Raw genomic sequence first — 26479 nt, forward strand, 5'->3', positions numbered from 1 at the left:
GGCCTCCGGCACCGCCCGACAGCGACGAGATCCGGCCACCCGAGGTGCAACCGACGGCCGCCTGATCGTCGTCCGACGAGTGGGCGACCGGCAGGGAAACTCCGCGGAACACCGTACCTAATCCCCGATAAACCGCATCACACGAAAAGCGTAAAACGGCATCGAGCACACCTTAGGAAGGTCGTTCCGGGGAATGTTGAGAGGTCGCCCGCATTTCGCGGAATGGCTCGTTCCAATCCCTTGGACGAGACACACTCCACATCACATCGTCATCACAAACCGACGTGATCGGCGAAGTCCACCTGTCACGCAATGTAACGTCGATTGAGTGCGTACCGATGACAAGCTTCCTCGCACCGAGGAGCGCCCCAACGATCTCGCGCGACCGCGTATGACCCGTATCCGCTTCTGGCTGCTCGGGTCGACCCTCGCGGTCTACGCGGCGACCGTGATCGGCGTGCTCACCACCTCCTGGCTGGTGAAGCTCGACTGGCAGGTCATGCTGTTCCGGCCGTACAAGCAGTGGCCCGAGTTCCACACCTTCCTGGACTACTTCGTGGTGCTCGGACAGCGCGGCCCCACGGCGGTCGCGGTCGCCGCCTGGCTGGGCTGGTGCTGCTGGCGGCAGCGGACCCTGCGCCCGCTGCTCGCGCTGGGCACCTCGCTACTGCTGCTGAACATCACCGTGGGCGCGGCGAAGCTCGGCATGGGCCGACTCGGCCCGCACTACGCGACGACCGTCGGCTCCAACGAGATGTGGCTGGGCGGCGATATATTTCCTTCGGGTCACACCGCCAACGCCGTGGTCACCTGGGGCGTGCTGGCCTATCTGGCCACCACCCCACAGGCCCGCAGGGTCGCCTCCGTCATCGCGGCGATCTTCGCCCTGGGTGTGGGCATGACGACCGTCTACCTCGGCACCCACTGGGTGAGCGATGTGCTGCTCGGCTGGGCCGCGGGGCTGCTGGTGCTGCTGGCGCTGCCGTGGCTGGAGCCCGCGATGGCCCGCGCCGAACCGCCGCTGCTGGCGGTCTGGCACTGGCTGCGCACCCGGGTCACCAGCGGTCGCATCCTGGTGCCCGCGCCCGTACCCGCCGCGTCGCCGCTGGTCGGCGCCGTGGCCACGCCGCGCAGCGCCCAGGACGACGAGCTGCCGGCCCGCGAGCCGGTGAGCGTGGGAGGCCGCGGGCCCGCGCGGGCCTCGGAGGGCCGGCCGCACCACGCGCCCCGCCCGCACACCGCGCGCTCCGAACGGACCCCGGTCACCCCGACCGGCAGCCGCCGTCCGCCGCACTCCGACCGGGTACCGCGCACCGCGGCCCCGGTGGGTCCCGCCACCGGCCGCGGGGCGGGTGGCTGACCCGCCCCAGGCCGCGGGGGCGGTACGCACGGCCCCACCCCGCACCACGCGCCACGCGAACGGCCCGGACGCCCTTGAGAGGGTGTCCGGGCCGTTCGCGTACGAGCCGTGGCGGGGAGCGGAGTCCGGGCGAGCCGCGCTCAGCCCTTCCAGGAGCGCCGCACGACGCCGTCGGCGACCTCGAGGTTCAGCCGGCCGGACAGGTACTCCATGGTGAGCAGCGCGCCCGGCGGCACCGCGCGCACGGTGGACCAGCCCCGCTCGCGGGCAACCTCCGCGGCGGTTTCGGCGTCCATGCCGACATAGCGGTCCACAGGGTCGTCGGGTTCGGGGACGGGGCGGGGTATCGGTGCCATGTCGCCACCGTAGGCGGGGGCCTCCGACGGAGGGAAGTCCGGTCACACTTGTGTCACAGAAAACACGCCCGGGTTCGCTTGGAGGCGGGTTACTCATAGCGGTCGCGAGTTGACGGGGAGAGGATAGTCCGACCTTCGTCCGGAAATCTCTCGTCGCTGCCTGAATTTCGTATCCGCGACCCCCGTGAGCGGCCCGCCGGGGGTAATTCCATGACCCGGCCGATATCGCGCCCCGCGGCATGGCCCGCACACGATTCCGCCACATCTCGGCCGGGCGCTCGACGGGCCCGCGTTGCGCCACTCGGAGGGCCTTGCCGCCGCCGGATGGGGCGCTCTCCCACGCCGCCCGACGCGGCGCGCATCATGGCGTGAGCCCAAGCCCGTCAGATGGAGCCGAGGACGCGAGGGAGCCCGGATGGCGATGGACACCGCGCGGCCGACCGCCGCACCGGCACGGGCACCGCGCCGTGGCCGGCTGCTGGTGGACTGGCTCACCACCACCGACCACAAGAAGATCGGCCATCTCTATCTGATCACGTCCTTCGGGTTCTTCCTGGTCGCCGGCGTGCTGGCGTTGGTGGTCAGGGCCGAGCTGGCCCGGCCCGGACTCCAGCTGATCTCGCAGCAGGACTTCGACGAGGCCTTCACCATGCACGGCACGGTCATGCTGCTGCTGTTCGCGACGCCCGCGTTCGCGGGGTTCGCCAACGAGATCGTCCCGCTCCAGATCGGCTCCCCGGACGTCGCCTTCCCCCGGCTGAACATGCTGTCGTACTGGCTGTTTCTGTTCGGTGGGCTGATCGTCCTGGGTGCCCTGATGGTGCCCTCCGGGGGCGCGGCCTTCGGCTGGACCGCCTACGCCCCGCTGAACAGCACGATCCACTCCCCGGGCCTGGGCGCCGACATGTGGGTCATGGGGCTGGCGCTGGCCGGCTTCGGCACGATCCTCGGCGCGGTGAACTTCCTGACCACCATCCTCGGGATGCGCGCCCCGGGCATGACGATGTTCCGGATGCCGATCTTCACCTGGAACGTGCTCTTCACCTCGATCCTGATCATCATGGCCTTCCCGGTGCTGGCCGCGGCGCTGCTGTGCCTGGAGGCGGACCGGAGGTTCGGGGCGCTGGTCTTCGAGGCCGAGAGCGGCGGGGCGCTGCTGTGGCAGCACCTGTTCTGGTTCTTCGGCCATCCCGAGGTCTACATCATCGCGCTGCCGTTCTTCGGCATCATCACGGAGATCATCCCGGTCTTCTGCCGCAAGCCGATCTTCGGCTACCTCACCCTGATCGCCGCCACGATGGCCATCACCGGGCTCTCCATCGTGGTCTGGGCGCACCACATGTTCGTCACCGGGGCGGTGCTGCTGCCCTACTTCTCCCTGCTGTCGTTCCTCATCGCGGTGCCGACCGGGGTGAAGTTCTTCAACTGGATCGGCACCATGCTGAGCGGCTCGCTCTCCTTCGAGACGCCGATGCTGTGGGCGGTCGGCTTCCTGGTGAGCTTCCTGTTCGGCGGGCTGACCGGGGTCGTCCTGGCGTCGCCTCCGATGGACTTCCAGGTCACCGACTCCTACTTCGTCGTCGGCCACTTCCACTACGTGGTCTTCGGCACGGTGGTCTTCGCGATGTTCGCGGGCTTCTACTTCTGGTGGCCCAAGTTCACCGGGAAGCTGCTCGACGAGCGACTGGGGAAGATCCACTTCTGGACGCTGTTCGTGGGCTTCCACGTCACGTTCCTGGTGCACCACTGGCTGGGCGTGCAGGGCATGCCGCGCCGCATCGCGGACTACCTGGCCGCCGACGGCTTCACCACGCTCAACATGGTCTCCACCGTCGGCTCCTTCCTGCTCGGCCTGTCCACGCTGCCGTTCCTCTACAACGTCTGGAAGACCGCGCACTACGGGGTCCGGGTCCATGTCGACGACCCCTGGGGGTACGGCCGGTCGCTGGAGTGGGCGACCTCCTGCCCGCCGCCCCGGCACAACTTCGTCACCCTGCCGCGCATCCGCTCCGAGTCCCCCGCCTTCGACCTGCACCACCCGGAGGTGGCGCGCGCCGTGGAAGAGGGTCGACGGCCGCCCAGGGCGCTGACCGACTGAGCCGACGGCGACCGGCGGGTCCGCGTCGAGCGACCGAGCCGGCGCCCGCCCCCGGGCCGCGCGAAGCCGTACTAGCCCAGCGAGCGACTCAGCCGGTCCCTGATCTCGCGGATCCGGTCGCCGAGCGCGGCGGGCTCGACCACCTCGAAGTCGAGGCCGAGCAGCACGATGTGGATCACGAGGACGTCCAGGTGGTGCGCGCCGGTGTGCAGCAGACAGCTGTGCTCGTCCAGCGCCTCCAGCACCCCGTCCATGGCGGAGACGTGCCGCGCCGCCGTCTCGGCCGACACCCGCAGCCGCACGGTGGCCCGCTCCGCGTACGCGGCGACGGAGACGCCTCGGGAGACATAGCCGGCCAGGTCCTCGGCGGGCGGCCGCCGGGGCGCGAAGCGCGGGCCGTGTGGTGGGGTGGGCGTGATGCGATCGGCCCGGAAGGTCCGCCAGTCGGCGCGGTCCACATCCCAGGCGACCAGGTACCAGCGGCGCTGGGCGGAGACCAGCCGGTGCGGCTCCACGGTGCGACGGCTGGTGCCGCCGTCGTGGTCGCGGTACGCGAAGCGCAGCCGCTCGCCGTCCCGGCAGGCGCCGGCCAGCTCGGTGAGGACGGCCGGGTCGACAGTGGGCCCCGCGTATCCGCGCATCGGCACGGTGAAGGTGGTCAGCGCGCCGACCCGGCGGCGCAGTCGGTCCGGCAGCACCTGCTCCAGCTTGGCCAGGGCGCGCACCGAGGTCTCCTCGATGCCCTCGACCCCGCCGTACGCGGCCTGCCGCAGCCCGACCGCGACCGCCACCGCCTCCTCGTCGTCCAGCAGCAGCGGCGGCAGGGCGGCGCCGGCGCCCAGTTGGTAGCCGCCGGCGGTGCCCGGCGAGGAGTGCACCGGGTAACCGAGCTCGCGGAGTCGCTCGACGTCCCGGCGCACGGTGCGCGGGGTGACCCCGAGCCGTTCGGCGAGGTCCGGACCGGACCATTCCCGATGCGCCTGGAGCAGGGACAGCAGACGGAGCAGCCGTGCGGAGGTTTCCAGCATGGGCCCGAGTCTGTCAGTCCTCGCGGACAGCTGTGGTCCTCAAGTCGCTGAGCAGGCGGCGGCCGGTGCGGCCCTCTCCCCGGCCTCGTGACCCCTCCGGAGGCCCGTCACGCCGACCGCGGCGGCCGACCCGCCGGCCGCCGCGGTCGGTCCGTCACGCTCAGCCCGCCGCGCTCACCCGCACCGACAGATCGTTGTCGGCGGTGTAGTACGGACCGGCCTTGACCGCCTCGTGAGGGGCGGCGAGGGTGCGGGTCGGGTAGGTGAAGATCTCCTTCTTGTCCGGGACGTCGTCCAGGATCCGCGCGATGCGCACCGGGTCCCCCGAGCCGTCGGGGCCCGGGCTCAGCCACAGGTCCCACGCGTCCTCGCCGGCCTCCCAGGCGGCGGCCAGCTCGGCGTAGTCCAGGGTGAACCGGAACTCGGGCCCGTCCCCGGCCTCCACCGGCACCGTGCGCACCAGCGCCGCCGCGTCGCGGCAACGGGCCTCGACCAGCGCGCCGGACAGCCAGCCGGCGGCGTCCGCGACCCGGTGCAGCCGCCCGCGCACGGTCATCCCGGCCTGGTCCACCACGATCTCCCCGGCCTCGGCGTGCGGGGCGCGCGACCAGCTGCGCACCGAGAGGTTGCCGTACTTGGTGGGGTACGGGATGCGCACGCCCAGCGGGGAGGTGCCCGGGGCCGGCTGTCGGTCGACGAGCGCGCGCAGATCGTTGAGGCCCGGGGCGAGCCGGGTCGGCGACTCCTCGCCCTGGGCCAGGTACGCGTCCCAGCGGCCCTCCGGCAGTTCGTCGGCGGCGGGCAGCACGGCGCGCGGCCGCCCCGCGCCGTCCGTCGCCAGCGGCAGCCGCACCTCGTCGGCGGGGTCGCTGCCGCGGCGGCGCAGCAGCAGCGCCGCGTCGCGCGGTGTGACCTCGGCCGGCCAGTCGGCGATGTCGAAGGTCAGTCCGCCGGCGGAGTCGGCGGTGCAGTCGACGCTGAGCGGCACGGAGGCGATGGTGGACTCCTCGGTGGTGGTCGGGGCGGTGGTCACGCGGCACGCACCTTCCGCAGCGCCGAGCGGCCGGCGTCCTTGGTGGCGAAGGCGTTGCTCAGCAGGGTGCCGCGGGTGCGGTGCAGGGTGCCGCGCAGCCCTCCGCGCGCGACCAGGTCGCCGAAGAGCGACTCGTAACGCCCCGCGATCCGGGCCGGGTCGAAGCGGGCGGAGCGCTCCAGGGCGTTGGCCCCCATCCGCCGGCGCAGTTCGTCGTCGTTGATCAGGTCCAGCAGGGCCCCGGCGATGGCGCCCACGTCGCCGGACTTCACCAGCCGGCCGTCGACGCCGTCGTCGATGATCTCGGCCGGTCCGTGCGGGCAGTCGGTGGCGACCACGGGCAGACCGCAGCGCATCGCCTCGACGATGGTCATGCCGAAGGACTCGAGGCTGGAGGTGACCGCGGCGATGGAGCCCTTGGCCCACTCGGGGTCGAGCGGGTTGGCCGGGCCCATCAGGAAGACGTGGTTGTAGACGCCGAGTTTGTCGATGAGGGCGCGCAGCTTGGGCTGCTGGGCGCCGCCGCCGTAGATCCGCAGCCGCCAGTCCGGCCGCTCCTTGATGACCTTGGCGAACGCCTTGATCAGCAGGTCGTACCGCTTGACCGGGGCGAGCCGGCCGGCCGCGATGACCCACTTGCCGCTGCCGTCGGCGGGCGGCAGCCCCGGCTCCGGAATGCTGTTGGGCACCGCCTCGACGCGCACCCCGGGCAGCCGCATGAGCTTGCGGTAGGTGCGGGCGTCCGCCTCGGTGACGGTGGTGACCGCGTCCAGCCGCGGGTAGGCGGTGCGCAGCGTGCGCTTGAGGGCGTCGGAGTGGGTGCTGAGGGTCAGGTGTTCCTGGCCCACCCGCGCCGGGCCGCGCCGGGCCTCCTTGGCGATGTGCACGTTGAGGCCGGGACGGGTGCCCACCACCACATCCGCCTCCAGCGACCGCAGATGGGCGCCGATGGCGCGGTCGGTGAGGGCGCTGTACTGCTTGTAGCGCCCCTCGGTGGCCGGGAAGACCTGGGCGGGACGGGTGTAGTCGGGGTGGTCGCCCTGGTAACCGGAGCTGTTCTTGCGGATGTCCACCAGGTGGCGCAGCGTCACCCCACGGCCTGGGTCGAAGACCGGCTCATCCCGGTGGCGGAAGACCGAGACGATCTCCACGTCGTGCTGTTCCGCCAGCGTACGAGCCAGGTTGTACGTGGTCCGGATCGTGCCACCGATCCCGTACGCGTTGTGAATCAGGAATGAGATGTGCATCCGTCCCCGTGTCCCACCGTTTACCGCCGATTCCCCGCGGACACACGATGGAGTCCGCCTACCAGAGGGTGAGACCGTCACGCGGGTCGCGGGGTTGGTCACCATCACCGTCTTGTGCCAGAAGCGATGTGTAATCGGTAGCCGATTCGTGGAACCTTTGTGCCCGGTCTGTCATCCCGTCAAGGATCTCATCTCTCTGAGGGCCCGTACGCCAGCCGTCTGTCGCACCACCCGGGCCGGGTCCGGGCCCTCACGACGCGTCGGCGGAACGGGCTCGGACCGGGCGCGCCGGCCGCGGTCTCACGGCTCGTAGGCCAGCTGCGGGACGGTGAAGCAGGTGCGGTTCATGTCCCCTTGGGAGACCCAGCCGCCCTTCCCGCCGTTCGCGTCGTCCTTCCAGCGTGCCACGGAGAGACAGGTGTGGTCGGTGGTGGGTGGCTGGGCGAGTTGTTCGAAGCGCACGGGCAGCAGCAGACCGCGCGCCGTGTAGGGCTCGGAGCGCTGGAGATAGTCCTCGACGCAGCCGCGGGTGAGCGCGTGGCCGCAGGACCTCGCCGCGTCGGTGAACCACATGGCGGCGGCCCAGCCCTCCAGTTGCCACTGGGACAGCGGCTTGTCGCCCATGGCCGCGCGGAACTCCCGTACGGCGGGGTGCCCGGTGTCGTCGTGGTTGCGGCTGGCGCCCGTGGCCCACAGGGCGTTGCGACAGTCCGGCGCGTCCTCGTAGTCGTCGGGCACGGAGGAGTCCCAGTTCTGGACGTTGGTCACCTTGGCGGTGAGCTCGACCCCGGCGGCGTCCATCGCCTGGCACAGCCGGGCGTTGCCGTGGGTGTCCAGGGCGTCGAAGACCAGGTCCACGTCGCGGGCGCGCAGATCCGCCGCTACCGCGCGGAAGTTGGGCAGCGCGAAGTCGACCTGCTCGGAGACGACGTCGTAGCCCTCCTCGCGCAGACCGCGCTCGACCAGCCGTGCGTAGCCGGCGGAGGCGGACTGGTTGTACGAGACCACGGCGGCGCTGCGGGCGCCGTGTTCGCGCTTGAAGTAGCGGTAGACCTCGGTGCCGCCGTAGAGCCGCCCGTCCCAGCCCGGCTCTCCCTCGCGCGGGGCGAGACTGCCGTAGATCCCGTACAGGTGGGGATAGGTGTCGTACGCCGCGCCGATCGGCTGTCCGCCGATGTCGGGCACGCCGGCCCCGCTCACCCGGGGCGCGCCCGCGTAGTCCAGCGCGGTGGTGGCGACGAGGGCGAACACCTTCTCCTCCGTCACCAGTCGGTGGACGCACTCGTTGTTGCCCACCCCGCTGCCGCCGTCGTCACACGTCACGACCTCGACCGGACGGCCGTTCAGGCCGCCGTTCCGGTTGAGTCGGTCGAAGTACGCCCTGGCCCCGTCGCGCGGGCCGGTGAGGGCGGAGCCGCCGACCGGGCTGGTGGCGCTGGTGATGATGCCGACCTTCAGCGGCTCGCCGGACGCCCCGTCACCGCTCGCGCCGGCCCCGGTCGGGCCCCCGCTCCGTTCGCCGAACTCGCTCTCCGGCACGCGGCTGCCGCACGCCGCCAGCCAGGCCAGGACGAGCGGCAGGACGAGGAGCAGGAGGGTGCGGCGGCGCCCACGGTCAGCAGCCCGGCGCCTTGGGGGCATCGTCGCTCAGCTCCACCAGCCCGCAGAGGGTCTTGTGTGACACCTTCCACTCGCCGTCCTGGAGCACGGAGACGCCGGAGGCGTCGGGCAGCACGGTGGCGCCCTTGACCGTCAACGCGTACGTCACGTCCGCGGAGGTCGCGGACGTGAAGGTCACCTCGGTGACCTCCGCCTTGACCTGCTCGCCGCGCTGGTCGCCGCTGAACGCCTCCAGCAGGGGCTTCAACCGCGAGCCGTCCTGGAGCAGTTCGGCCTTCTCGTCCCTGGACGTGGCCGGGTCGAAGAAGGTCTCCCAGTTCTCCTCGATCTCCTCCTCGGCGGCCTCCGGATCGGAGGGCTCGTCGCCGGTGGGTGACGCCGTCTTCGTCGGCGTCACGGACCTGGTGGGGGACGGCTCGTCCGTCCCGCCGCCGTCATCACCGCAGCCGGCCGCGCCCGCCCCGAAGAGCAGCACCGCAGCCGTCAGCCACGCGGCCGTGCGCGCGCGTGCCGGTTTCGCAAGGGCCATCCGATTCACCACCGGGCGTCGTCGGTCGCAGAGATCAGACCTCCGCTGCCGCGGAGATTCCGCCCCTTCAGGCATAGTGCATCGCTTCGCACGGAATTGCACGGTCAGCGGAGCGGATGCACAGTCGTCGGACAGCCACGAGTGCAGGGGGCCGTATGCGAACCGTGCAATGGGCGGGGTGGGCGGCGCTGGCCGGCGGCGCGGTGCTGTGCGTGGTCGGCTGGTACGGCGTCTCCGGTGAACGCTTCGTCGAGCGACAGCTCCCCTATCTGGCCTCGTGCACCATCCCCGGCGCCGCGCTCCTCGTCGCCGGGGCCGTGCTGGTCGCCCACGGCGGGCAGGGGCTCGCGGCCGCCCGCGTGGCGGAGCTGCACCGGCTGCTGGTGGCGGAGGACGACGACGCGTACGCGCCCGCCGGCGACGCCGCGGCGGTGGAGGCCCGCGCCGCGGATGCCCGGCCCGCGGCCGCCCCCGCCGGGGACGCCCGCGCCGGGGAGACCGCGGCCCCGGCCCCCGCCGCCCCCACGGCCGCCGGCCCGGCGCCGGGCGACGCCCCCGCGGGCGGCGCTCCGGGGGCCGCGGGCGACGCCCGCGCGGGCGGCCCTCCGGGGGCCGCGGGCCCGCGCGGTCCCGCGGCGGGGCCCCTCACCCCCACCACCGCCGACGCGACGACCGGCGCGGCCCTCGCGGGCCTTCTGGTCCTCCCGGGCGGGACCCTCGCGCACCGCCCCGGCTGCCCTCTGATCGATGGCAAGCCCGACGTCCTGCCCGCCGACCCCACGGCCGTCGGCACGGCCGGGCTGACCCCCTGCCCGATCTGCGGACCGAAGACCCCGCCCGTTCGGGACGGGCCCCCGGCCGGCCCGACGAGCGGGTCGGAAGCCGATCCGGGCTGCGGGGCGCCGGGACCCGGGGCGTGAGTCGTGGGCTCGCTCACCTACGAGCTCACCCTCGCCGGCCTCGCCGTGGGCAGCGCGGCGGCGCTGACCGGCATCGGGCTGATCGTCACCTATCGGGCCACGGGGGTGCTCAACCTCGCGCAGGGCGCGATCGCCATGGTGACCGCGTACGTGATGCGCCAGTTGGTGGTCGAGTGGGACTGGCCGCCGTGGTGGGCCGCCGCGGCGAGTCTGCTGCTGTTCGCGCCCGGTCTCGGCCTGCTGCTGGACCGGCTGGTCTTCCGGCCGCTGGCCGCCGCCGGGGAGCGGGGCGAGGGCGGCGGGCCGGCACAGACCCTCGTGGCCTCGCTCGGCGTCTTCGTCCTGCTGGTCGGCGCCGCGGGGCTGATCTGGGGGCCGGGGGCCCGCGCCGACGCGCCCGCGCTGCTGCCCGCCGACCCCTGGGTGCAGCTGGGCACCGCGGTCGCGCTGGCCGCGGCGGTCGGCGCCGTCACCTGGTGGACCGGGCTCGGCCGGGAGCTGCGCGCGGTGGTGGACGACCGCCGGCTCGCCGCGCTGAGCGGGATCGACGCGGACCGGGTGGGGGCGGGCGGCTGGGCCTTCGGCGCGTTCACGGCGGGGCTCACCGGCGTTCTGCTGGCACCGCTGGTGCGGCTGGACCCGTACGGGCTGCCGCTGCTGGTCATGGAGGTGATGGCGGTCGCGGTGGCGGCGGCGCTGCGCAGCCTGCCGGTGGCGATCGCCGTGGCGCTGGCCGTCGGGGTGGCGCAGAGCCAGCTGACCCGGCTCCACCCCCGGGGCTGGGCGGAGCCCCTGGTGCAGGCCGTGGGCGCCAACCTGTTCGTGGTCGCGCTGCTGATCGCGGCGCTGGCGCTGCCCGGGGTGGGCGGGCGCGGCAGCGTGTCCTGGGGGGCGGGGCTGTCCCCCAGCCGGCTGCGGATGGACGGCGACGCGCGGGCGTGGATCGTCTGCGGCGTGCTGTTCCTGCTGCCGTTGGGGTTCGCGGGCTCCGACCTGCACACCTCGGTGCAGGTGCCGGCGATCGCCGTGGTGCTGCTCTCGCTGAGCGTGGTCACCGGCCGGGGCGGCCAGATCTCGCTCGGCCAGGCCGCGTACGCCGGGCTCGGCGCGCTGTTCACGGCGCTGCTGGCCGCCGGACGGTTCCCCGGCCTGCCCGCGCTCGGCGAGCTGGCCGCACTGGTGGTGGCGGTGGCGCTGGTCGCCCCGCTGGGCCTGCTCACCGGATGGCCGGCGATCCGCCGCCGGGGGCTGGCACTGGCGCTGGCCACGCTGGCCATCGGGGTGGCCGTCAGCCGCTTCGTCTTCGCCCAGCCGTACGCCACCTCGGGCCTGGGCCTGGGTCGCCCGCCCGGCTTCGGCCACGACCGCGCGTACTACGTCCTCGAGCTCGTTCTGCTGTCCGTCGCCCTGCTCTGCGCGGCGACGCTGCGCCGCGGCCCGTACGGGCGGGCGCTGGCCGCCATGCGCGACCACGAGGAGGGCGCGGCGGCGGCCGGGGTGCGGGTGCCCGCGCTGAAGCTCACCGCCTTCGTGGCGGGCGCGGCGCTGGCGGCCCTGGGCGGCGCGATGCTGGGCATGGGCGTACGGGCCTTCGACGCGGGCGACTTCGACCCGGTCCGCGGTCTGCTGTGGTTCGCCGCGGTGGTGGTGCTGGGCGCCGACAGCCTCCTCGGCGCCCTGGCCGCCGCCGCGCTGCTGGTCGGCCTGGACGCGGGGGCCCGCGGGGGTGTGGCGGCGGCGGTGATCGGTGTCCTGGCCGTGCTCCTCGGCCGCTACCCCGCCGGCCCGCAACAGGCCCTGGACGCCGCCCGCCGCGCCCTCACCACGCACCGCCGCGTCGCGCTCACCCCCGCCGGTCGACGCGCCCGCGCCCGCGTCCAGACCGCGCTCGCCCTCGCCGGCACCGCCCCGGGCGGCGACTCACGGCGCCTGCCGCGCCTCGGAGGCCGCTTCGGGAGCACGGCGGGCCCCGGCGGAACCCGCCGAACCGGCGGCCCGCCCACCGGCCGTCGACCGGACCCGGCAGGCCCCGCCGGCGCGCCCCCCGCATCGACCCGGCCCGGCCCCTCAGACACCCCGGACGCGCCCACGGCAGGCCGGGACGCGCGCGCGACGAGCCCAGGCAAGGCGCCCACACCCGACACACCCGCCGCAGGCCCAGGCGAGGCACCCGCACCGGACGCGCGCGCGACGGGCCCCGTGGACTCTCGCGGTGGGCGGCAGGCGGGCGGTCGGGGCCGCCGGGAGGGCTACGAGACCCGCGACAGCGGCGCCCCCGCCCCGCCCGAACCGGCGACCCGCCGGGCCGCGAACCGGCGCGCGTGGCGGGCGGGCGAGGCGGGCGCGGGCCGGTGGGCGGGCGAGGCAGGCGCGGGACGGTGGGCGGGCGGGCGGGGGCGGTTGACGGGGCGGGGGCTGCGGGTCACCTACGGCGGGGGTTTCACAGCCCTGAAGGGTGCCGACATCACGGTGGCTCCCGGGCGGGTGACGGCGCTGGTGGGGCCGAACGGGGCGGGAAAGAGCACGCTGTTCCACTGTCTGTGCGGGACGGTGCGGCCGGACGCGGGGCGGGTGCTGCTGGACGGACGGGACATCACCCGCCGCCCGGACCACGCGCGCACCCGGCTCGGCCTGGCCCGGACGTTCCAGCGGCTGGCGGTCTTTCCGTCGCTCACGGTGGCCGAGAACGTCCTGCTCGGTGCCGAGCAGGGCCGGGTGCGGGACCCGGCGGCCGCGGAGCGGGTGTTGCGGCTCCTGGGGCTGGACGGGACGGTGCGGGACGCGCCGGCGGCGGAGCTGCCGACGGGGACGCTGCGCCGGGTGGAGCTGGGGCGGGCGCTCGCCGGCGGGCCGCGCGTCCTGCTGCTGGACGAGCCGGCGGCCGGACTGGACGCCGTCGAGACGGCCGCGCTGGCCCGGCTGTTGCGCTCCCTCGCGGCGGACGGGATGGCCCTGCTGGTCGTCGAACACGACCTGGAGCTCATCGGCGGGCTCGCCGACGTCGTCTACGCGATGGAGGCGGGCAGGATCGTCGCGTCCGGGCCCGCGGCGCGCGTGTTGGCGCGGGTGCGCCCATGAGCGTCGAGATCGCGCTGCGCGCGGCACGCGTGCGCTACGGACCGCTGGAGGCCCTGCACGGCGTGGACCTGGCGGTGCCGACCGCCCATCTGACCGTGCTGTTGGGCCGCAACGGCGCCGGCCGCACCACCGCGCTGCGCGCGTTCGCCGGCACGGTGCCGCTCACGTCGGGCCGCGTGGTCTGGGGCGGCGAGGACGTCACCCGGCTGGCGGCGTACGCCCGGGCCCGCAGGGGCGTGTGCCTCGTCCCGGACCGGGGCGCGGTCTTCGCCACCCTCAGCGTCGCCGAGAACCTCCGCCTGGCGGCCCGCGCCGCGCGGGAGGACCCGGAGGCCGCGCGGCGCGCCTTCCCGGCGCTTGGCGCGCTGCTCTCCCGCCGCGCGGGCACGCTCTCCGGCGGCGAGCAGCGGATGCTCGCCGTCGCCCGAGCGCTGCTGTCCCCCGCCCGGTTGCTGCTGCTGGACGAGCCGACGCAGGGCATGTCGCCCGAGGCGGCGGCCCGTACGTACGGGCTGCTCGCCGCCGCGGTGGCGGACGGCCGCACGGTCGTGGTGGCGGAGCAGCGGCTGCCGGGCGGGCTCGACGCGGTGGGCGCCCCGCCCGGCTCGGCCGCGGGCCGGGCCGGGGCCCGCCTCCCCGCGACCGTGGTCTACGAACTGCGGCGCGGCGCGGTGGTGTTCAGCGGGGAGGCGGCGGAGTGGCGGAGTCGGGTGGGAGTTCCAGCATCGTCCCCGGGGTCAGCAGGTTCGGATCGGGGCCGATGACCGTCAGGTTGGCCTCGTACAGGGCGTGCCAGCCGCCGGGCACGCGGTAGTGCCGGGCGAGGGAGCCGAGCGTGTCGCCGGGGCGGACCGCATGGGCCCGGCCGGACAGCCCGTACCGCCGGGAGCACACCGGCCAGGCGCGCCAGCCCTGGGTGGTCAGCACCCGCTCGGCGATCTCGATCTGCCGCTCGCGGGGGGCGAGGTCGGCGCGCGGGGCGTAGGCGCGCCCGCCGTGCTCCTCCCAGGTGGACTGGGTGAACTGGAGCCCGCCGTAGAAGCCGTTGCCGGTGTTGATGTGCCAGTCCCCGCTGCTCTCGCACTCGGCGACGCAGCTCCACGGCCAGCCGTCTCCCTCGGCGCAGGACAGCCGCGGGGGCGCGGCGGCCGCGTGGGCGAGGCCGGGGGTCACGGCGAGCAGCGCGGCCAGGTGCAGCGCCAGGAGCACGGCGCGGAGGGCCGCGACGGGCAGGGCGGGGGCGGTCGTGGCGGCGGCCGCGACGGGGGGCCGAGCGGGCGCGGCCGGCCGGCTCGGCGTCGGACGTCTGTGCGTCATCCGCACAAGCTAGGGGCGGATGAGCGGCCGTCCCGCTCCCGCGCGCGACGCGCCCGTCGCGCCACCCGTCCGGCGGAGCAGCCGCCCCTCCCCCGGGCCGCCGGACCGTCGGCGCGCCCGACCGGCCCGGCGGCCCGCTTCGGCGGACCCCGGGCCGGCCCTGGGCCCGCTGCCGGTCGGCGTCAGTCGACGCAGCCCGGGACGGCGCCCGGCGGACGGCAGTTGTTGGGCCGGTTGTACCGCACGATGGTGTCGCTCAACGTGACGGTGCCCGCCTGTTCGTAGATGCCGCCACCGTCGTCCGCGCGGTTGTAGAGGACATGGCTCCTGTTGAGGGTCGACGTGCCCTCGTTGAAGAGGCCGCCGCCCAGCGCGGTGCCGCCGGGGGCGGCGCTGGCGGTGTTGTGGACGATGTACGTCTTGTCGGTCGTGAGCGTTCCGCCGAGCGGGACCTGGATCCCGCCGCCTTCGGCGGTGCCGCCCGGCGCATGGGCCTTGTTGTCGCGGACGGTGGTCTCGAACAGCGCCACGTCGCCCACCGGGCCGACCCGCAGGGCGCCGCCCTGTGCGGTGCCGCCCGTCGCGCTGGTGCGGTTCTCGCTGATCAGGCCGCCGACCAGGGAGAGCCTGGCGTTGCTGGCGATGGCGGCGCCCTGGGCGGTGCCGCCCGGCGCGGAGGCGGTGTTGTGCCGGAAGACGGTATCGGTCACGACCATGGTGGACGTCACCGGCACGGCGTTGGCGAGCGCGGCGCGGGCGGTGCCTCCTTGGGCGAACGCCTGGTTCCCGCTGATCTCGCTGTCGGCGACGGTCGTCGGGGCGAAGCTGGACAGCCCCGCCCCGAACGCGAAGCCCCCGGAGTTGTCGGAGACCCGGACCTTGTTGTGGATCAGCCGGCTGCGGCGGACCGTCAGCGGGCCGTCGTTGGAGACGCCGCCGGCGTCCGCCGAGTTCAGGGCCATGCCGGTGTAGCGGGCGGCGTTGTGGCTGACCACCGTGTGGTTCAGGGTTCCCGTGCCGTCGCTGTCGATGCCGCCGCCCTCGGCGAAGAGCGTGGCCGACTCGGCGACGTTACGGGTCACCAGGCTGTGGTTGACGGTCAACGCGCCGAGGCTGGAGATGCCGCCGCCGCACACCGCGAGCCCCGGGAAGGTCGGGCAGTCGATCGCCCGGCCGCCGGTGATGGTGATCTTGTTGAGTGTCAGGTCGCCGGTGAGGGCGACGGCGAGGATGCGGAAGGCGGGCGCGGAGTGGACCCGCTTGATCGTGGCGTCGTTCCCCTCGATGGTGAGCTCGCCGGTGATGACGGGCAGGCCGTTGGCGGGGTTGCCCGGATCGGGGGCCTCCAGCCGGTAGACGCAGCGGTGGGCCAGCCGGATGACGTCCGGCCCCGGGCTCTGGTTGGCCGTGGTGATCGCCGCCACGAGCGCGGCGGCCGAGCACCGCACGCCGACGTCGCCGGCGCGCGCGAACGGAGCCGGCAGGACCGCCGCCGCGACCGTCACCAGCCCGGCGGCGACGGCGGTCCGGCGCGCGGCCGTGCGCGATCGCCCGCCACGGGGCGCGTTCCCCGCCCGGCCGGTCCGCCGGGACGTCAAGGGTGTCAAAGGCATGGGGGACTCCCTCCTTCCGCGCCCGGGCCACCCGTCGGCGCGCTCGACCCCATGCCCCGGCGGCCACCCGATGCGGCCGCCGGCATGAGGCTCTGAAGAGAGCGGACCACGATCTTCCGGTTCGGGCTCCCGGGGGTGGCCCGTACGAGCGAGCCGAGCGGTCCCCGTACGGCGTGGCGGCGTGACATGACGGCCCGTCGGCTCCTCGGACCGCGCCTTCCCGGCACCGCCGCGACGCGGTCCCCCGACGCCCCGTCAACCGCCTCCGGGCCACCCGCGGTGTCCCCCCGCGGTGTGGTCCGCGCGTGACCACCGCCACGGATCGAGCGTTGTGCAGTACGCGCCGGCGCCCGCACGCCCGGACGCATGCCATGAGACCCCCGAGTCCGAGGAGCCCCCGTGTCGCGCATGCTCGAGGTCAGCGACGACGTACGCGCCGAGATCGGCGACGATGAAGCCAACCGGCTGCTCGCCGGGGAGAACGCCCCGGGCAGCTACGACTGCACCTCCTGCCGCACCCCGGGCAACACCGAGCAGGAGCGCACCAGCACCGTGCTCTTCGTCGGTCAGGAGACCGCCGTCCTCGCGTTCGCCCACGCCACCTGCGTGCCCTCGCAGGTCGTCCCGGTCGCCGAGGAGCAGCTCCAGGGGGCCGTCCGCTCCTTCTCCGACGTCACCCCGGCGTCGGAGCCGGCCGCGCTCGCCCCGTCGGGCCCGGGCCTGGAGGCGGCGCCCCGGCAGGCGGTGCTCAACGTCACCTGTGGGCTGGTCCTGGTCCAGGGCGAGCCGCGGCCCGCCCTGGTGGTGGAGCCGACCTCGGCGATCGCCCGTCCCGGCACCGAGGGACCCGGCGACGACTTCCTGCCGCTCCTCATCGAGCAGGGCTTCCGGCCGGTCGGCGACGTCTCCCGGGCGCCCTCCCCGATCGCCGGCTGGTCGGTGCTGATGGCCATGGGCCAGCTGCACGCCGTACTGATGCCGGGCGGCTCCGGCACCGCCCCGGTGGCCTGGTGGCAGGCTCACCGGCCGATGCCGGTCACCGACGACTGGCGCGCCGCGGTCGGCAAGTCCCCGGTGGTGATGGTGTACGCGGCTCCCGTCGGCTCCATCGGCAACCAGCCGCGCGAGGACCAGCTGCGCATCGCCCTGGACCGGGCCGCCGCGAACGGCGCGCTGGTCGCCGCCGCCATGCCGCTGTCCGGCACATGACCGGCGCCGCCGCGCGGGTCATGGGCGCCTCGCACGGCGTACCGGGGATGCCGCCCATGGCCCATTCGGACGTGCGACCGCATCCCCCCGGCGACCTGGTCGTTGGCACCTACGTGCACGCATACGACCCGGCCTCCCGCGCCTCCTACCAGCACCACATCCCCGGCATGCGGCCGTCGCAGGACCCGTCGGCCGACTACGCGCAGGCGCGGTCGGCCACCCCGATCTACGACGCGCTGTACGCGGAGTACCGGCGGCTGTTCCGCGCGCTGCCCGGCGACACCACGGGCGACGAGGACCTGGGCTTCAAGGGCTTCGCGGCCCTCGGCCAGACCGGCGGGTCGGGCTCGACCGGCGGGTCCTCGGCGCACGGCTCCCAGGCCGAGCATGGCTCCCTCGGCGGCCACGGCCCGCTCGGCGGTGGCCACGGATCCTTCGGCACCGGCCACGGATCCTTCACCACCGGCCATGGATCCTTCGCCACCGGCCACGGCTCGCTCGGCGGTGGGCACGGGTCCTTCGGCACCGGCCACGACTCCCCCGCGCCGCACGTCGCGCACGGCACGCCCGGACCCCACGCCGCCCAGGCCCACACCCCCCACACCCCCCATGCCCACTCCGGTCACGGGATGAGCGGCTGGCACCGGACGCAGGACCCCGGGGGCCATCCGCCGGGCGCCGATCCCACCGGCGGGCGGCCCTACCGCGGCTTCTTCCCCGCGGCGCTGCCACCCGCTCCGCGCGACGGCAGGGGCCGCGGGTACTGACCCGCGGCCCCTGCCGTCATGGGAGTGCCCGTCGCCGGGCCTCCGTCACTTCTTCTTGCCGCGCTTCTCGCGCACCCGCACCGAGATGTGGATCGGGGTGCCCTCGAAGCCGAACTCCTCGCGCAGCCGGCGCTCGATGAAGCGCCGGTAGCCCGCCTCCAGGAAGCCCGAGGCGAAGAGGACGAACCGCGGCGGCTTGCTGCCGGCCTGGGTGCCGAAGAGGATGCGGGGCTGCTTGCCACCCCGGATGGGGTGCGGGTGGGCCGAGACGAGCTCGCCGAGGAAGGCGTTCAGCCGCCCGGTGGGGATGCGGGTCTCCCAGCCGGCCAGCGCCGTCTCGATCGCCGGGACCAGCTTCTCCATGTGCCGCCCGGTCTGGGCCGAGACGTTCACCCGCGGCGCCCACGAGACCTGCTGCATCTCGGTCTCGATCTCGCGCTCCAGGTAGTACCGGCGCTCCTCGTCGAGGGTGTCCCACTTGTTGTACGCGATGACCAGCGCGCGGCCGGCCTCGACGGCCATGGTGAGGATCCGCTGGTCCTGCACGCTGATGGACTCGCTGGTGTCGATCAGGACGACCGCGACCTCCGCCTTCTCGACGGCGGCGGCGGTGCGCAGCGACGCGTAGTAGTCCGCGCCCTCCTGGAGGTGGACCCGCTTGCGGATGCCGGCGGTGTCCACGAACTTCCAGGTCTTGCCGCCCAGCTCGATCAGCTCGTCGACCGGGTCGCGGGTGGTGCCGGCCAGCTCGTTGACGACCACGCGCTCCTCGCCCGCCACCTTGTTGAGCAGCGAGGACTTGCCGACGTTGGGCCGGCCGATGAGGGCGACGCGGCGCGGGCCGCCGACGCCGCCGCCGAAGGTCTGCGCGGGGGCCTCGGGCAGCGCCTTCAGCACCTCGTCGAGGAGGTCGCCGGTGCCCCGGCCGTGCAGCGCGGAGACCGGGTGCGGCTCGCCGAGGCCCAGCGACCACAGCATCGACGCGTCCGCCTCGCCGGACGGGCCGTCGACCTTGTTGGCGCAGAGCACCACCGGCTTGCCGGCCCGGCGCAGCAGCTTCACCACGGCCTCGTCGGTGTCGGTGGCGCCGACGGTGGCGTCCACCACGAAGACCACCGCGTCGGCGGCCTCGATCGCGAACTCGGCCTGGGCGGCCACCGAGGCGTCGATGCCCAGCACGTCCTGCTCCCAGCCGCCGGTGTCGACGACCTTGAAGCGGCGGCCGGCCCACTCGGCCTCGTAGGTGACGCGGTCGCGGGTGACGCCCGGGCGGTCCTCGACGACCGCCTCGCGGCGGCCGATGATCCGGTTCACCAGGGTCGACTTGCCGACGTTGGGGCGGCCGACGACGGCGAGCACCGGAAGCGGGCCGTGGCCGGCCTCCTCCAGGGCGCCCTCGATCTCCTCCGCGTCGAAGCCCTCCTGCGTGGCGAGCTCCATGAACTGCGCGTACTCGGCGTCGCCAAGCTCACCGTGCTCGTCGCCGGTGTGGATGTGGTCGTTCATGAAGCCTGTTTCCTCGTCGTTCATCGTCCGTGCTGCTCCGGTGCCGGAGCGACAGGTCAAGTCTTGCCTAGCGTCCGGTGGAACGCCTGGCGTTTTCCAGGTGGGCGGTCAGCCGCCGCTGGATGCGCTCGGTGGCCTCGTCCAGCGCCTTGCGGGTGCGCCGACCGCTGCCGTCGCCCGCCGCGAAGGCCTCGCCGAAGACCACGTCGACCCGGCCGCGCAGCGGCGGCAGCGCCGACACGACCCGGCCCCGCGCCTCGGCGCTGCCGAGCACCGCCACCGGGACCACCGGCGCGCCGGAGCGGACCGCGAAGTAGGCGAGCCCGGAGCGCAGCGAGGCGAAGTCGCCCTCGCCGCGGCTGCCCTCGGGGAAGATCCCCAGCACCCCGCCGCGCTCCAGCACGCCCAGGGCGTTGGTGATCGCGGCGCGGTCGGTGCTCGCGCGGTCCACCTTCAGCTGTCCGATGCCCCGCAGGAACGGGTCCAGCGGGCCGACGAACGCCTCCTTCTTGATCAGGAAGTGCACCGGCCGCGGCGCCGTCCCCATCAGCATCGGGCCGTCGATGTTGTGCGTGTGGTTCACCGCGAGGATCACCGGGCCGGCCGCCGGCACCCGCCAGGCACCCAGCACCCGCGGCCGCCACAGCCCGTACATCAGGCCGATGCCGATACGGCGGCCGAGCGCGGCCCCGCTCGCGGAGGGGACCGCCACCGCGGTCCGGCTCACGCCTTGGCCTGCTGCTTCTCTTCGACGAGGGTGACCACGCACTCGATGACCTGGTCCAGGGTCAGGTCGGTGGTGTCCACCTCGACCGCGTCGTCCGCCTTCGCCAGCGGGGAGGTCTTGCGACCGGAGTCGGCGGCGTCGCGCTTGGCCAGCGCGGCCTGGGTGGCGGCGAGGTCGGCCGCCTCCTTGCCCTTGAGCTCGCCGCTGCGGCGGGCGGCGCGCGCCTCCGCCGAGGCGGTGAGGAAGATCTTGAGGTCGGCGTCCGGGAGGACGGTGGTGCCGATGTCCCGGCCCTCGACCACGATGCCGCGCTCCGCGCCCGCCGCGATGGCGCGCTGCAGCTCGGTGATCCGGGTGCGCACCTCGGCCACCGCGCTGACCGCGCTGACGTGCGAGGTCACATGCCGGGTGCGGATCGGTCCGGAGACGTCCACGCCGTCGACGGTGATCGTCGGGCCCGACGGGTCGGTGCCGGAGACGATCTGCGGCTTGTCGGCGGCGTCGGCCAGCGCGATCGGGTCGTCCACGTCGATGCCGTTCTCCAGCATCCACCAGGTGATCGCCCGGTACTGGGCGCCGGTGTCCAGGTAGCCGAAGCCGAGCTTGGCCGCGACCGCCTTGGAGGTGCTGGACTTGCCCGTGCCTGCGGGGCCGTCGATCGCGACGATCACTGCTGCCGGAGCGGTCCGGGCGGCGGTTTCCACGGTGACAGACACCTTTCTCATGCACGGGGGCGGAGGGCGGGGCCCGCTACCGAACCCCATGACCTCATCTGTGAACCTCGGACAAGGTTACTGGTTCACACGGCAGGCTCGGACAGCCACGGGGTCACTGCCTGATCGACCAGCCCCGTTCCCGCAGCGTCGCGGTCAGGCCCGGGGCGGCCTGGGGCTCCACGGTGAGCTGGATCAGACCCGCCTGCTGGCCGGTGGCGTGCTCGATCCGCACATCCTCGATGTTGACCCCGGCCCGGCCGGCGTCGGCGAAGATGCGGGCCAGCTCACCGGGCTGGTCGCCGATGTGGACGGTCACGGTCTCGTACGCCGCCGGGGCCGCGCCGTGCTTGCCCGGCACCCGCTCCCGGCCGGCGTTGCCGCGCCGCAGCACATCCTCGATGCCGGCCGCGCCACCGTCCCGCTCGTCCTCCTCGGCGGACTGGAGCGCGCGCAGCGCCCGTACCGTCCCCTCCAGGTCGGCGGCGACGGCGGCGAGCACATCGGCCACCGGGCCGGGGTTGGCGGACAGGATGTCGAGCCACATGGCGGGGTTGGAGGCGGCGATCCGGGTGACGTCGCGGATGCCCTGCCCGCACAGCCGCACCGCCGTCTCGTCGGCCTCCTCCAGCCGGGCCGCGACCATGCTGGAGATCAGCTGCGGGGTGTGCGAGACCAGCGCCACCGCGCGGTCGTGGGCCTCCGCGTCCATCACCACCGGCACCGCCCGGCACAGCGCCACCAGCTCCAGGGCGAGGTTGAGCACTTCGGTGTCGGTGTCGCGGGTGGGAGTCAGCACCCACGGCCGGCCCTCGAAGAGCTCGGCGGTGCCGGCCAGCGGGCCGGAGCGCTCCCGGCCGGCCATGGGGTGGGTGCCGATGTAGCGGCTCAGGTCCAGGCCGAGGGCCTCCAGCTCGCGGCGCGGCCCGGCCTTGACGCTGGCGACGTCCAGATAGCCGCGCGCGACGTCGCGGCGCATCGCGTCGGCGAGGGTGTGGGCCGTGTGGGCCGGCGGTACGGCGACGACCGCGAGGTCGACCGGGCCGGCCGGCTGCTCGTCCGTGCCGGCGCCGAGCGCGGCCGCGGTGCGGGCCTGGGCCGGGTCGTGGTCGGCGAGGTGGACCTGGACGCCCCGGCTCTGGAGGGCCAGCGCGGCCGAGGTGCCGATCAGTCCGGTGCCGATGACGAGGGCGGTTCTCACTGGGCGATGTCCTTGCGGAGGGCGGCCGCGGCACCGAGGTAGACGTGCGCGACGGCGGACTTGGCGAGCTCGGTCTCGACGTGGGCGAGGACGCGGACCACGCGCGGCATGGCGCCGGCGACGTCCAGCTCCTGGGCGCAGATCAGCGGCACGTCGGTGATGCCGAGCCGGCGGGCGGCGACGGCGGGGAAGTCGCAGTGCAGGTCGGGGGTGGCGGTGAACCAGACACTGATCAGGTCGTCGGGCTCCAGGCTGTTGCGCTCCAGGACGGCGGTGAGCAGCTCGGCGACCCGCTCATGCATGTGCCCGGCTTCGTCCCGGTCCAGCTGGACCGCCCCACGGACCGCTCGTACCGCCACGTCCTCGCACCCCTCCGCACTCTGTCGCGTTTCCCTGATCAGCCTAACGACCAGGTGGGCCCGGCCGTCGCGCGACCGGCCAGCGAGACGGGCAGGCGCCTTCTCGGGTACAACCATGTGCATGATCTACCACCTGGTGCGCCTCGACGACTGGCTGGTCGCGCCCGACCGCCCCTACGCCCCGGCCTCGCTCGCCGAGGACGGCTTCGTGCACTGTTCGCCCGACGAGAGCACCACCCTGGCCGTCGCCACCGCGTTCTTCCGCGAGGTGCCGGGCCCGCTGATGGCCCTGATGATCGACGAGCACCGGCTGGACGTCCTGGTCCGCTGGGAGGCCGCCGACCCCGAGCCGCCGCCGGGGGTGGGGCCCGAGGTCCTCTTCCCGCACGTCTTCGGCCACATCAACCGCACCGCGGTGGTGGGAATGCTGGAGGTCGAACGCGACGCGCAGGGCCGCGCGACCGGCCTCGCGGTCTGGTCCTAGCTTTTTGAGGCTCGGTTCGCCTCCGGGCGCCTTAAGCGACTGCCGACGGTCGACCGTGCTCGCCTGCTCGTTCCTCACAGGCTCCGCGCGCTCTCCCTTACGGCAGCCGCGCGCCCTTCGGCTCACTCGCCGGTGCGTGCGGGGTGGGAGTGCGTTCGCGGCCGTGAGGGGGCGGCGCTGTTCCTTTCGGCAGCCGCGCGCCGTGCGCGGGTGGGGCCGACCGACCCGCCGCGACGGCGCGCGACCACGATGGTGCTGACCGGCGGAGTCATCCGCCCACCGCGACCACCATGGGCCACGGCAGGGAGCACGACACCCGTACGGTCGCCCGCAGTCCCTAGAGCTCGACCTCGCGCATCAGCATGCCGACCTCCGTGTTGGTCAGCCGCCGCAGCCAGCCGGACTTCTGGTCGCCGAGCGCGATCGGGCCGAAGTGGGTGCGGACCAGCTTGTCGACCGGGAAGCCGGCCTCGGCGAGCATGCGGCGCACGATGTGCTTGCGGCCCTCGTGCAGGCTCACCTCGACCAGGTAGTTCTTGCCGGTGTTCTGGACCACGCGGAAGTGGTCGGCACGGGCGTAGCCGTCCTCCAGCGGGATGCCGTCCTTGAGCCGCTTGCCCAGCTCGCGCGGGAGCGGGCCCTGGATGGCCGCGAGGTAGGTCTTGCGCACGCCGTACCGGGGGTGGGTGAGGCGGTGGGCCAGCTCACCGTGGTTGGTGAGCAGGATGATGCCCTCGGTCTCGGTGTCCAGGCGGCCGACGTGGAACAGCCGGGTCTCCCGGTTGGTCACGTAGTCGCCGAGGCACTGGCGGCCGTCCGGGTCCTCCATGGTGGAGACCACGCCGGCGGGCTTGTTGAGCGCGAAGAACAGGTACGACTGGGTGGCCACGGTCAGCCCGTCGACCTTGATCTCGTCCTTCTCCGGGTCCACGCGGAGCCCCTGCTCCGTGACGATCTCGCCGTTGACCTCGACGCGGCGCTGGTCGATCAGCTCCTCGCAGGCCCGGCGGGAGCCCATGCCGGCGCGGGCGAGGACCTTCTGCAGGCGCTCGCCCTCCTGCTCCGCGCCGGGGAAGGTCTTGGGCGTCGTGATCTGCGGCTTGTTCGCGTACCGGTCCCGGTTGCGCTGCTCGATCGTGGCGTCGAGCTCGCGCGAACGGGCCGGGGCGCCGCCGCGACCGCTCTGGGGGCCGCCGCGCCGGGCGCCCTGGGGCTTCTGCGGGGCCTTCGGGCCGCCCTTGGCGCCACCGCGCGCGGCCGTGCCACGACCGCGGCGCTGGCCGCTCTCCTCGGCGGGGCCGCCGACGTCGTAGCGGCGCTCTTCGGGCCGGGGACGGCGGGGGCGCTGCCCCTGCCTGTCGTCGCGCTGGTTGCCGGCGCCCCGGTAGTTACCGCGTCCGCTGTTCTTGCCGCTGCCGCTGCTTCGCATCAAAGTTCCGTCTTGTCGTCTGCGTCGGTGTCCGGTGCGTCCGGATCGAACGACGGCACACCCTCTTGCGTCTCGGCCTCGATCGCGTCCGCCTCCGGGAGGAAGGGCGCGAGCTCCGGGAGCTCGTCCAGGCCACGGAGGCCCATCCGCTCCAGAAAGTAGTTCGTCGTCGTGTACAGGATCGCACCTGTTTCGGGTTCCGTGCCCGCCTCGGCCACCAGACCCCGCTGGAGAAGGGTGCGCATCACGCCGTCGCAGTTCACCCCGCGCACGGCCGAGACGCGGGAACGGCTGACCGGTTGGCGGTAGGCGACCACCGCCAGGGTCTCCAGCGCGGCCTGGGTGAGCCGGGCCTGCTGGCCGTCCAGGACGAAGCCCTCGACGGCGGCGGCGTAGTCGGGCCGGCTGTAGAAGCGCCAGCCGCCGGCGACGAGCCGCAGCTCGAATCCCCGGCCCTGGACGGTGTACTCGTCCGCGAGGGCACGCAGCGCGTCGGCGACCTCCCGCCGCGACCGCTGGAGGACCTTGGCCAGGTGGTCCTCGGTGGCGGGCTCGTCGACGACCATGAGCACCGCCTCCAGGGCGGGCTTCAGTTCGAGGTCGGCGACCGTCTCCGGGTGCTGCTCGCTCATGCCGTCTCCTCCTGCCGCTCGGGGGTTCGTACGGGGGCTCCGCCCGGCTGCCGGCGCTCGCGGTGGTCGGGCTCCCGCCCGTGCGCCTCGTGCGCCTCGTCGGGTTCGTCGGGTTCATCGGGTTCGTCCCGGGTGGGCTCGCGGTCGAACTCGTCGGTGACCCGCGGCTGTGCCCCCTCGCCGCCGGCCCAGCGGACCGTGAGCGCGCCCAGCGCCTCCTCCTGGTCCAAGGTGACCGCCTTCTCGCGGTAGAGCTCCAGCAGGGCCAGGAAGCGCGCCACGACGGTCAGCGTGTCCGGCGCGTCCTCGACCAGTTCCTGGAAGCTCGCCTCCCCCGCCGTCCGCAGTCGCGCGACCACGACCTCCGCCTGTTCCCGCACGCTCACCAGGGGGGCGTGGATGTGGTCGACGTAGACCTGGGGCTTCGGCCTGGGCTGCATCGCCTTGACGGCGAGCCGGGCGAAGCCCTCCGCGCCGATGCTGATGACCACCTCGGGCAGCAGCTCGGCGTGGTGCGGCTCCAGGCCCACGGTGCGCGGGTGGCGCCGGGCCTCGACGTCCAGCCGCCCGCTGAAGATGTCCGCGATCTGCTTGTACGCGCGGTACTGGAGCAGCCGCGCGAAGAGCAGGTCCCGGGCCTCCAGCAGCGCCAGGTCCGCCTCGTCCTCCACCTCGGCGGCGGGCAGCAGCCGCGCGGCCTTCAGGTCCAGCAGGGTCGCTGCCACCACCAGGAACTCGGTGGTCTGGTCCAGGTCCCAGTCCGAGCCCATCGCGCGGATGTGCGCCATGAACTCGTCGGTCACCTTGGACAGCGCGACCTCCGTGACGTCCAACCGGTGCTTGGAGATCAGCTGAAGCAGCAGGTCGAAGGGCCCCTCGAAGTTGTCCAGCCGCACCGTGAAACGCCCGCCGGTCTCCGGGCCCTCGGGCGCCGCCGCCTCGTCCGGTGCCTCCGGGGGCGTGGGGACGGGCCCGGCGCTGTGCTCCTCCGCCTCGGCCGGCACCGTAGGGGGCGCCTTGGAGGGCGCCGGAACCGGCCCCGTGCACGGCTCCTCCGCCTCGGCCGGGCCTTCGACGGGCCTTTGCGGGTCAGCGGCCTCCGCGTCGCGCGGATGGGCGCCCGGGCCGCGCCCGAGGCTTCGGCGAGGTGGCCGGGGCGGCGGGGCGGGGGCGGCGTTCATGGGCATCGCGGACGGTCCAGGGGGCGGAGGCGCGGGACGGGCCGGCGACCCGTACGAGCGGGCAGGCTACCC

At 74.3% G+C, this 26479-nt stretch carries 23 protein-coding genes and 1 pseudogene; 8 read left to right on the top strand and 16 right to left on the bottom strand.

Annotation, left to right across the window (positions count from 1 at the left end):
• Positions 1–328: 328 nt before the first annotated feature.
• A complete protein-coding gene (locus CD790_RS22090) occupies positions 329–1360 on the top strand; it encodes a phosphatase PAP2 family protein (RefSeq protein WP_186319166.1) in 1032 nt (343 codons plus the stop codon).
• A 140-nt stretch (positions 1361–1500) separates the two neighbouring features.
• Here the strand turns inward: CD790_RS22090 and CD790_RS22095 are convergent, their stop codons facing one another.
• Complete coding sequence (locus CD790_RS22095) at positions 1501–1716, bottom strand: I78 family peptidase inhibitor (protein WP_144385031.1); 216 nt, start codon at positions 1714–1716, stop codon at positions 1501–1503.
• Between the two features lie 415 nt (positions 1717–2131).
• On the opposite strand from CD790_RS22095, the gene ctaD reads away from it, so the two are divergent.
• On the top strand, positions 2132–3814 hold the full coding sequence (gene ctaD / locus CD790_RS22100) for a cytochrome c oxidase subunit I (RefSeq protein WP_144385032.1): 1683 nt from the start codon (positions 2132–2134) through the stop codon (positions 3812–3814).
• A 71-nt stretch (positions 3815–3885) separates the two neighbouring features.
• Here the strand turns inward: ctaD and CD790_RS22105 are convergent, their stop codons facing one another.
• From CD790_RS22105 to CD790_RS22125, 5 genes are all read right to left on the bottom strand, one after another.
• Positions 3886–4842 carry a YafY family protein gene (locus CD790_RS22105; RefSeq protein WP_144385033.1) on the bottom strand — a complete coding sequence of 319 codons (957 nt, stop codon included), beginning with the start codon at positions 4840–4842 and terminating at the stop codon, positions 3886–3888.
• A gap of 160 nt (positions 4843–5002) precedes the next feature.
• A complete protein-coding gene (locus tag CD790_RS22110; RefSeq protein ID WP_260867771.1) occupies positions 5003–5875 on the bottom strand; it encodes a hypothetical protein in 873 nt (290 codons plus the stop codon).
• Positions 5872–7122, bottom strand: a complete 1251-nt coding sequence (locus CD790_RS22115; protein WP_144385034.1) for a glycosyltransferase family 4 protein — start codon at positions 7120–7122, stop codon at positions 5872–5874. Before CD790_RS22115 ends, CD790_RS22110 begins: the two co-directional genes overlap by 4 nt.
• Positions 7123–7422: 300 nt before the next feature.
• Entirely contained in the window at positions 7423–8763 is a 1341-nt protein-coding gene (locus CD790_RS22120; RefSeq protein ID WP_144385035.1) for an ABC transporter substrate-binding protein, read from the bottom strand.
• Positions 8738–9271 (bottom strand): hypothetical protein, encoded by a 534-nt coding sequence (locus CD790_RS22125; RefSeq protein ID WP_144385036.1) that lies wholly within the window; start codon positions 9269–9271, stop codon positions 8738–8740. Before CD790_RS22125 ends, CD790_RS22120 begins: the two co-directional genes overlap by 26 nt.
• Positions 9272–9426: 155 nt before the next feature.
• On the opposite strand from CD790_RS22125, the pseudogene CD790_RS36950 reads away from it, so the two are divergent.
• From CD790_RS36950 to CD790_RS22140, 3 genes and pseudogenes are all read left to right on the top strand, one after another.
• Positions 9427–9858: pseudogene (locus tag CD790_RS36950) on the top strand (hypothetical protein); the annotation flags it as partial.
• 336 nt (positions 9859–10194) lie between these two features.
• Positions 10195–13269: a branched-chain amino acid ABC transporter permease/ATP-binding protein gene (locus CD790_RS22135; RefSeq protein WP_144385037.1), complete on the top strand. Its 3075-nt coding sequence runs from the start codon at positions 10195–10197 to the stop codon at positions 13267–13269.
• Entirely contained in the window at positions 13266–14033 is a 768-nt protein-coding gene (locus CD790_RS22140; RefSeq protein ID WP_144385038.1) for an ATP-binding cassette domain-containing protein, read from the top strand. The genes CD790_RS22135 and CD790_RS22140 overlap by 4 nt, the downstream gene beginning before the upstream one ends.
• Here the strand turns inward: CD790_RS22140 and CD790_RS22145 are convergent.
• Both CD790_RS22145 and CD790_RS22150 read right to left on the bottom strand, forming a co-directional pair.
• Positions 13948–14586 (bottom strand): transglycosylase family protein, encoded by a 639-nt coding sequence (locus CD790_RS22145; RefSeq protein ID WP_144385039.1) that lies wholly within the window; start codon positions 14584–14586, stop codon positions 13948–13950. The genes CD790_RS22140 and CD790_RS22145 overlap by 86 nt on opposite strands.
• Positions 14587–14768: 182 nt before the next feature.
• Complete coding sequence (locus CD790_RS22150) at positions 14769–16199, bottom strand: hypothetical protein (RefSeq protein ID WP_144385040.1); 1431 nt, start codon at positions 16197–16199, stop codon at positions 14769–14771.
• 408 nt (positions 16200–16607) lie between these two features.
• On the opposite strand from CD790_RS22150, the gene CD790_RS22155 reads away from it, so the two are divergent.
• Positions 16608–17408: a hypothetical protein gene (locus tag CD790_RS22155; protein ID WP_399218039.1), complete on the top strand. Its 801-nt coding sequence runs from the start codon at positions 16608–16610 to the stop codon at positions 17406–17408.
• Positions 17409–17464: 56 nt separating this feature from the next.
• Positions 17465–18175, top strand: coding sequence for a hypothetical protein (locus tag CD790_RS36060; protein WP_144385042.1), 711 nt, complete (start codon positions 17465–17467; stop codon positions 18173–18175).
• A 45-nt stretch (positions 18176–18220) separates the two neighbouring features.
• Here the strand turns inward: CD790_RS36060 and der are convergent, their stop codons facing one another.
• The 5 genes from der to aroH form a co-directional block, all read right to left on the bottom strand.
• A complete protein-coding gene (der, locus tag CD790_RS22165) occupies positions 18221–19681 on the bottom strand; it encodes a ribosome biogenesis GTPase Der (protein ID WP_144385043.1) in 1461 nt (486 codons plus the stop codon).
• Positions 19682–19748: 67 nt separating this feature from the next.
• Positions 19749–20336 (bottom strand): 1-acyl-sn-glycerol-3-phosphate acyltransferase, encoded by a 588-nt coding sequence (locus CD790_RS22170; RefSeq protein ID WP_144385103.1) that lies wholly within the window; start codon positions 20334–20336, stop codon positions 19749–19751.
• A 68-nt stretch (positions 20337–20404) separates the two neighbouring features.
• A complete protein-coding gene (gene cmk / locus CD790_RS22175; RefSeq protein ID WP_144385044.1) occupies positions 20405–21124 on the bottom strand; it encodes a (d)CMP kinase in 720 nt (239 codons plus the stop codon).
• A gap of 112 nt (positions 21125–21236) precedes the next feature.
• Positions 21237–22322, bottom strand: coding sequence for a prephenate dehydrogenase (locus tag CD790_RS22180; protein WP_144385045.1), 1086 nt, complete (start codon positions 22320–22322; stop codon positions 21237–21239).
• A complete protein-coding gene (gene aroH, locus CD790_RS22185; protein WP_144385046.1) occupies positions 22319–22681 on the bottom strand; it encodes a chorismate mutase in 363 nt (120 codons plus the stop codon). The genes CD790_RS22180 and aroH overlap by 4 nt, the downstream gene beginning before the upstream one ends.
• 121 nt (positions 22682–22802) lie before the next feature.
• Between aroH and CD790_RS22190 the strand changes: the two genes are divergently transcribed.
• On the top strand, positions 22803–23165 hold the full coding sequence (locus CD790_RS22190; RefSeq protein WP_144385047.1) for a DUF952 domain-containing protein: 363 nt from the start codon (positions 22803–22805) through the stop codon (positions 23163–23165).
• Positions 23166–23502: 337 nt separating this feature from the next.
• Here CD790_RS22190 and CD790_RS22195 read toward each other — a convergent pair whose 3' ends face one another.
• From CD790_RS22195 to CD790_RS22205, 3 genes are read right to left on the bottom strand one after another with little or no spacing between them, the layout of a single operon-like run.
• Positions 23503–24594 (bottom strand): pseudouridine synthase, encoded by a 1092-nt coding sequence (locus CD790_RS22195; RefSeq protein WP_144385048.1) that lies wholly within the window; start codon positions 24592–24594, stop codon positions 23503–23505.
• Positions 24594–25226 carry an SMC-Scp complex subunit ScpB gene (scpB, locus tag CD790_RS22200; RefSeq protein WP_144385049.1) on the bottom strand — a complete coding sequence of 211 codons (633 nt, stop codon included), beginning with the start codon at positions 25224–25226 and terminating at the stop codon, positions 24594–24596. Before scpB ends, CD790_RS22195 begins: the two co-directional genes overlap by 1 nt.
• Positions 25223–26413, bottom strand: a complete 1191-nt coding sequence (locus CD790_RS22205; protein WP_260867772.1) for a ScpA family protein — start codon at positions 26411–26413, stop codon at positions 25223–25225. The genes scpB and CD790_RS22205 overlap by 4 nt, the downstream gene beginning before the upstream one ends.
• Between the last annotated feature and the right edge of the window lie 66 nt (positions 26414–26479).

The sequence above is a fragment of the Streptomyces sp. SAJ15 genome (assembly GCF_007595705.1).
Classification (GTDB): domain Bacteria; phylum Actinomycetota; class Actinomycetes; order Streptomycetales; family Streptomycetaceae; genus Streptomyces.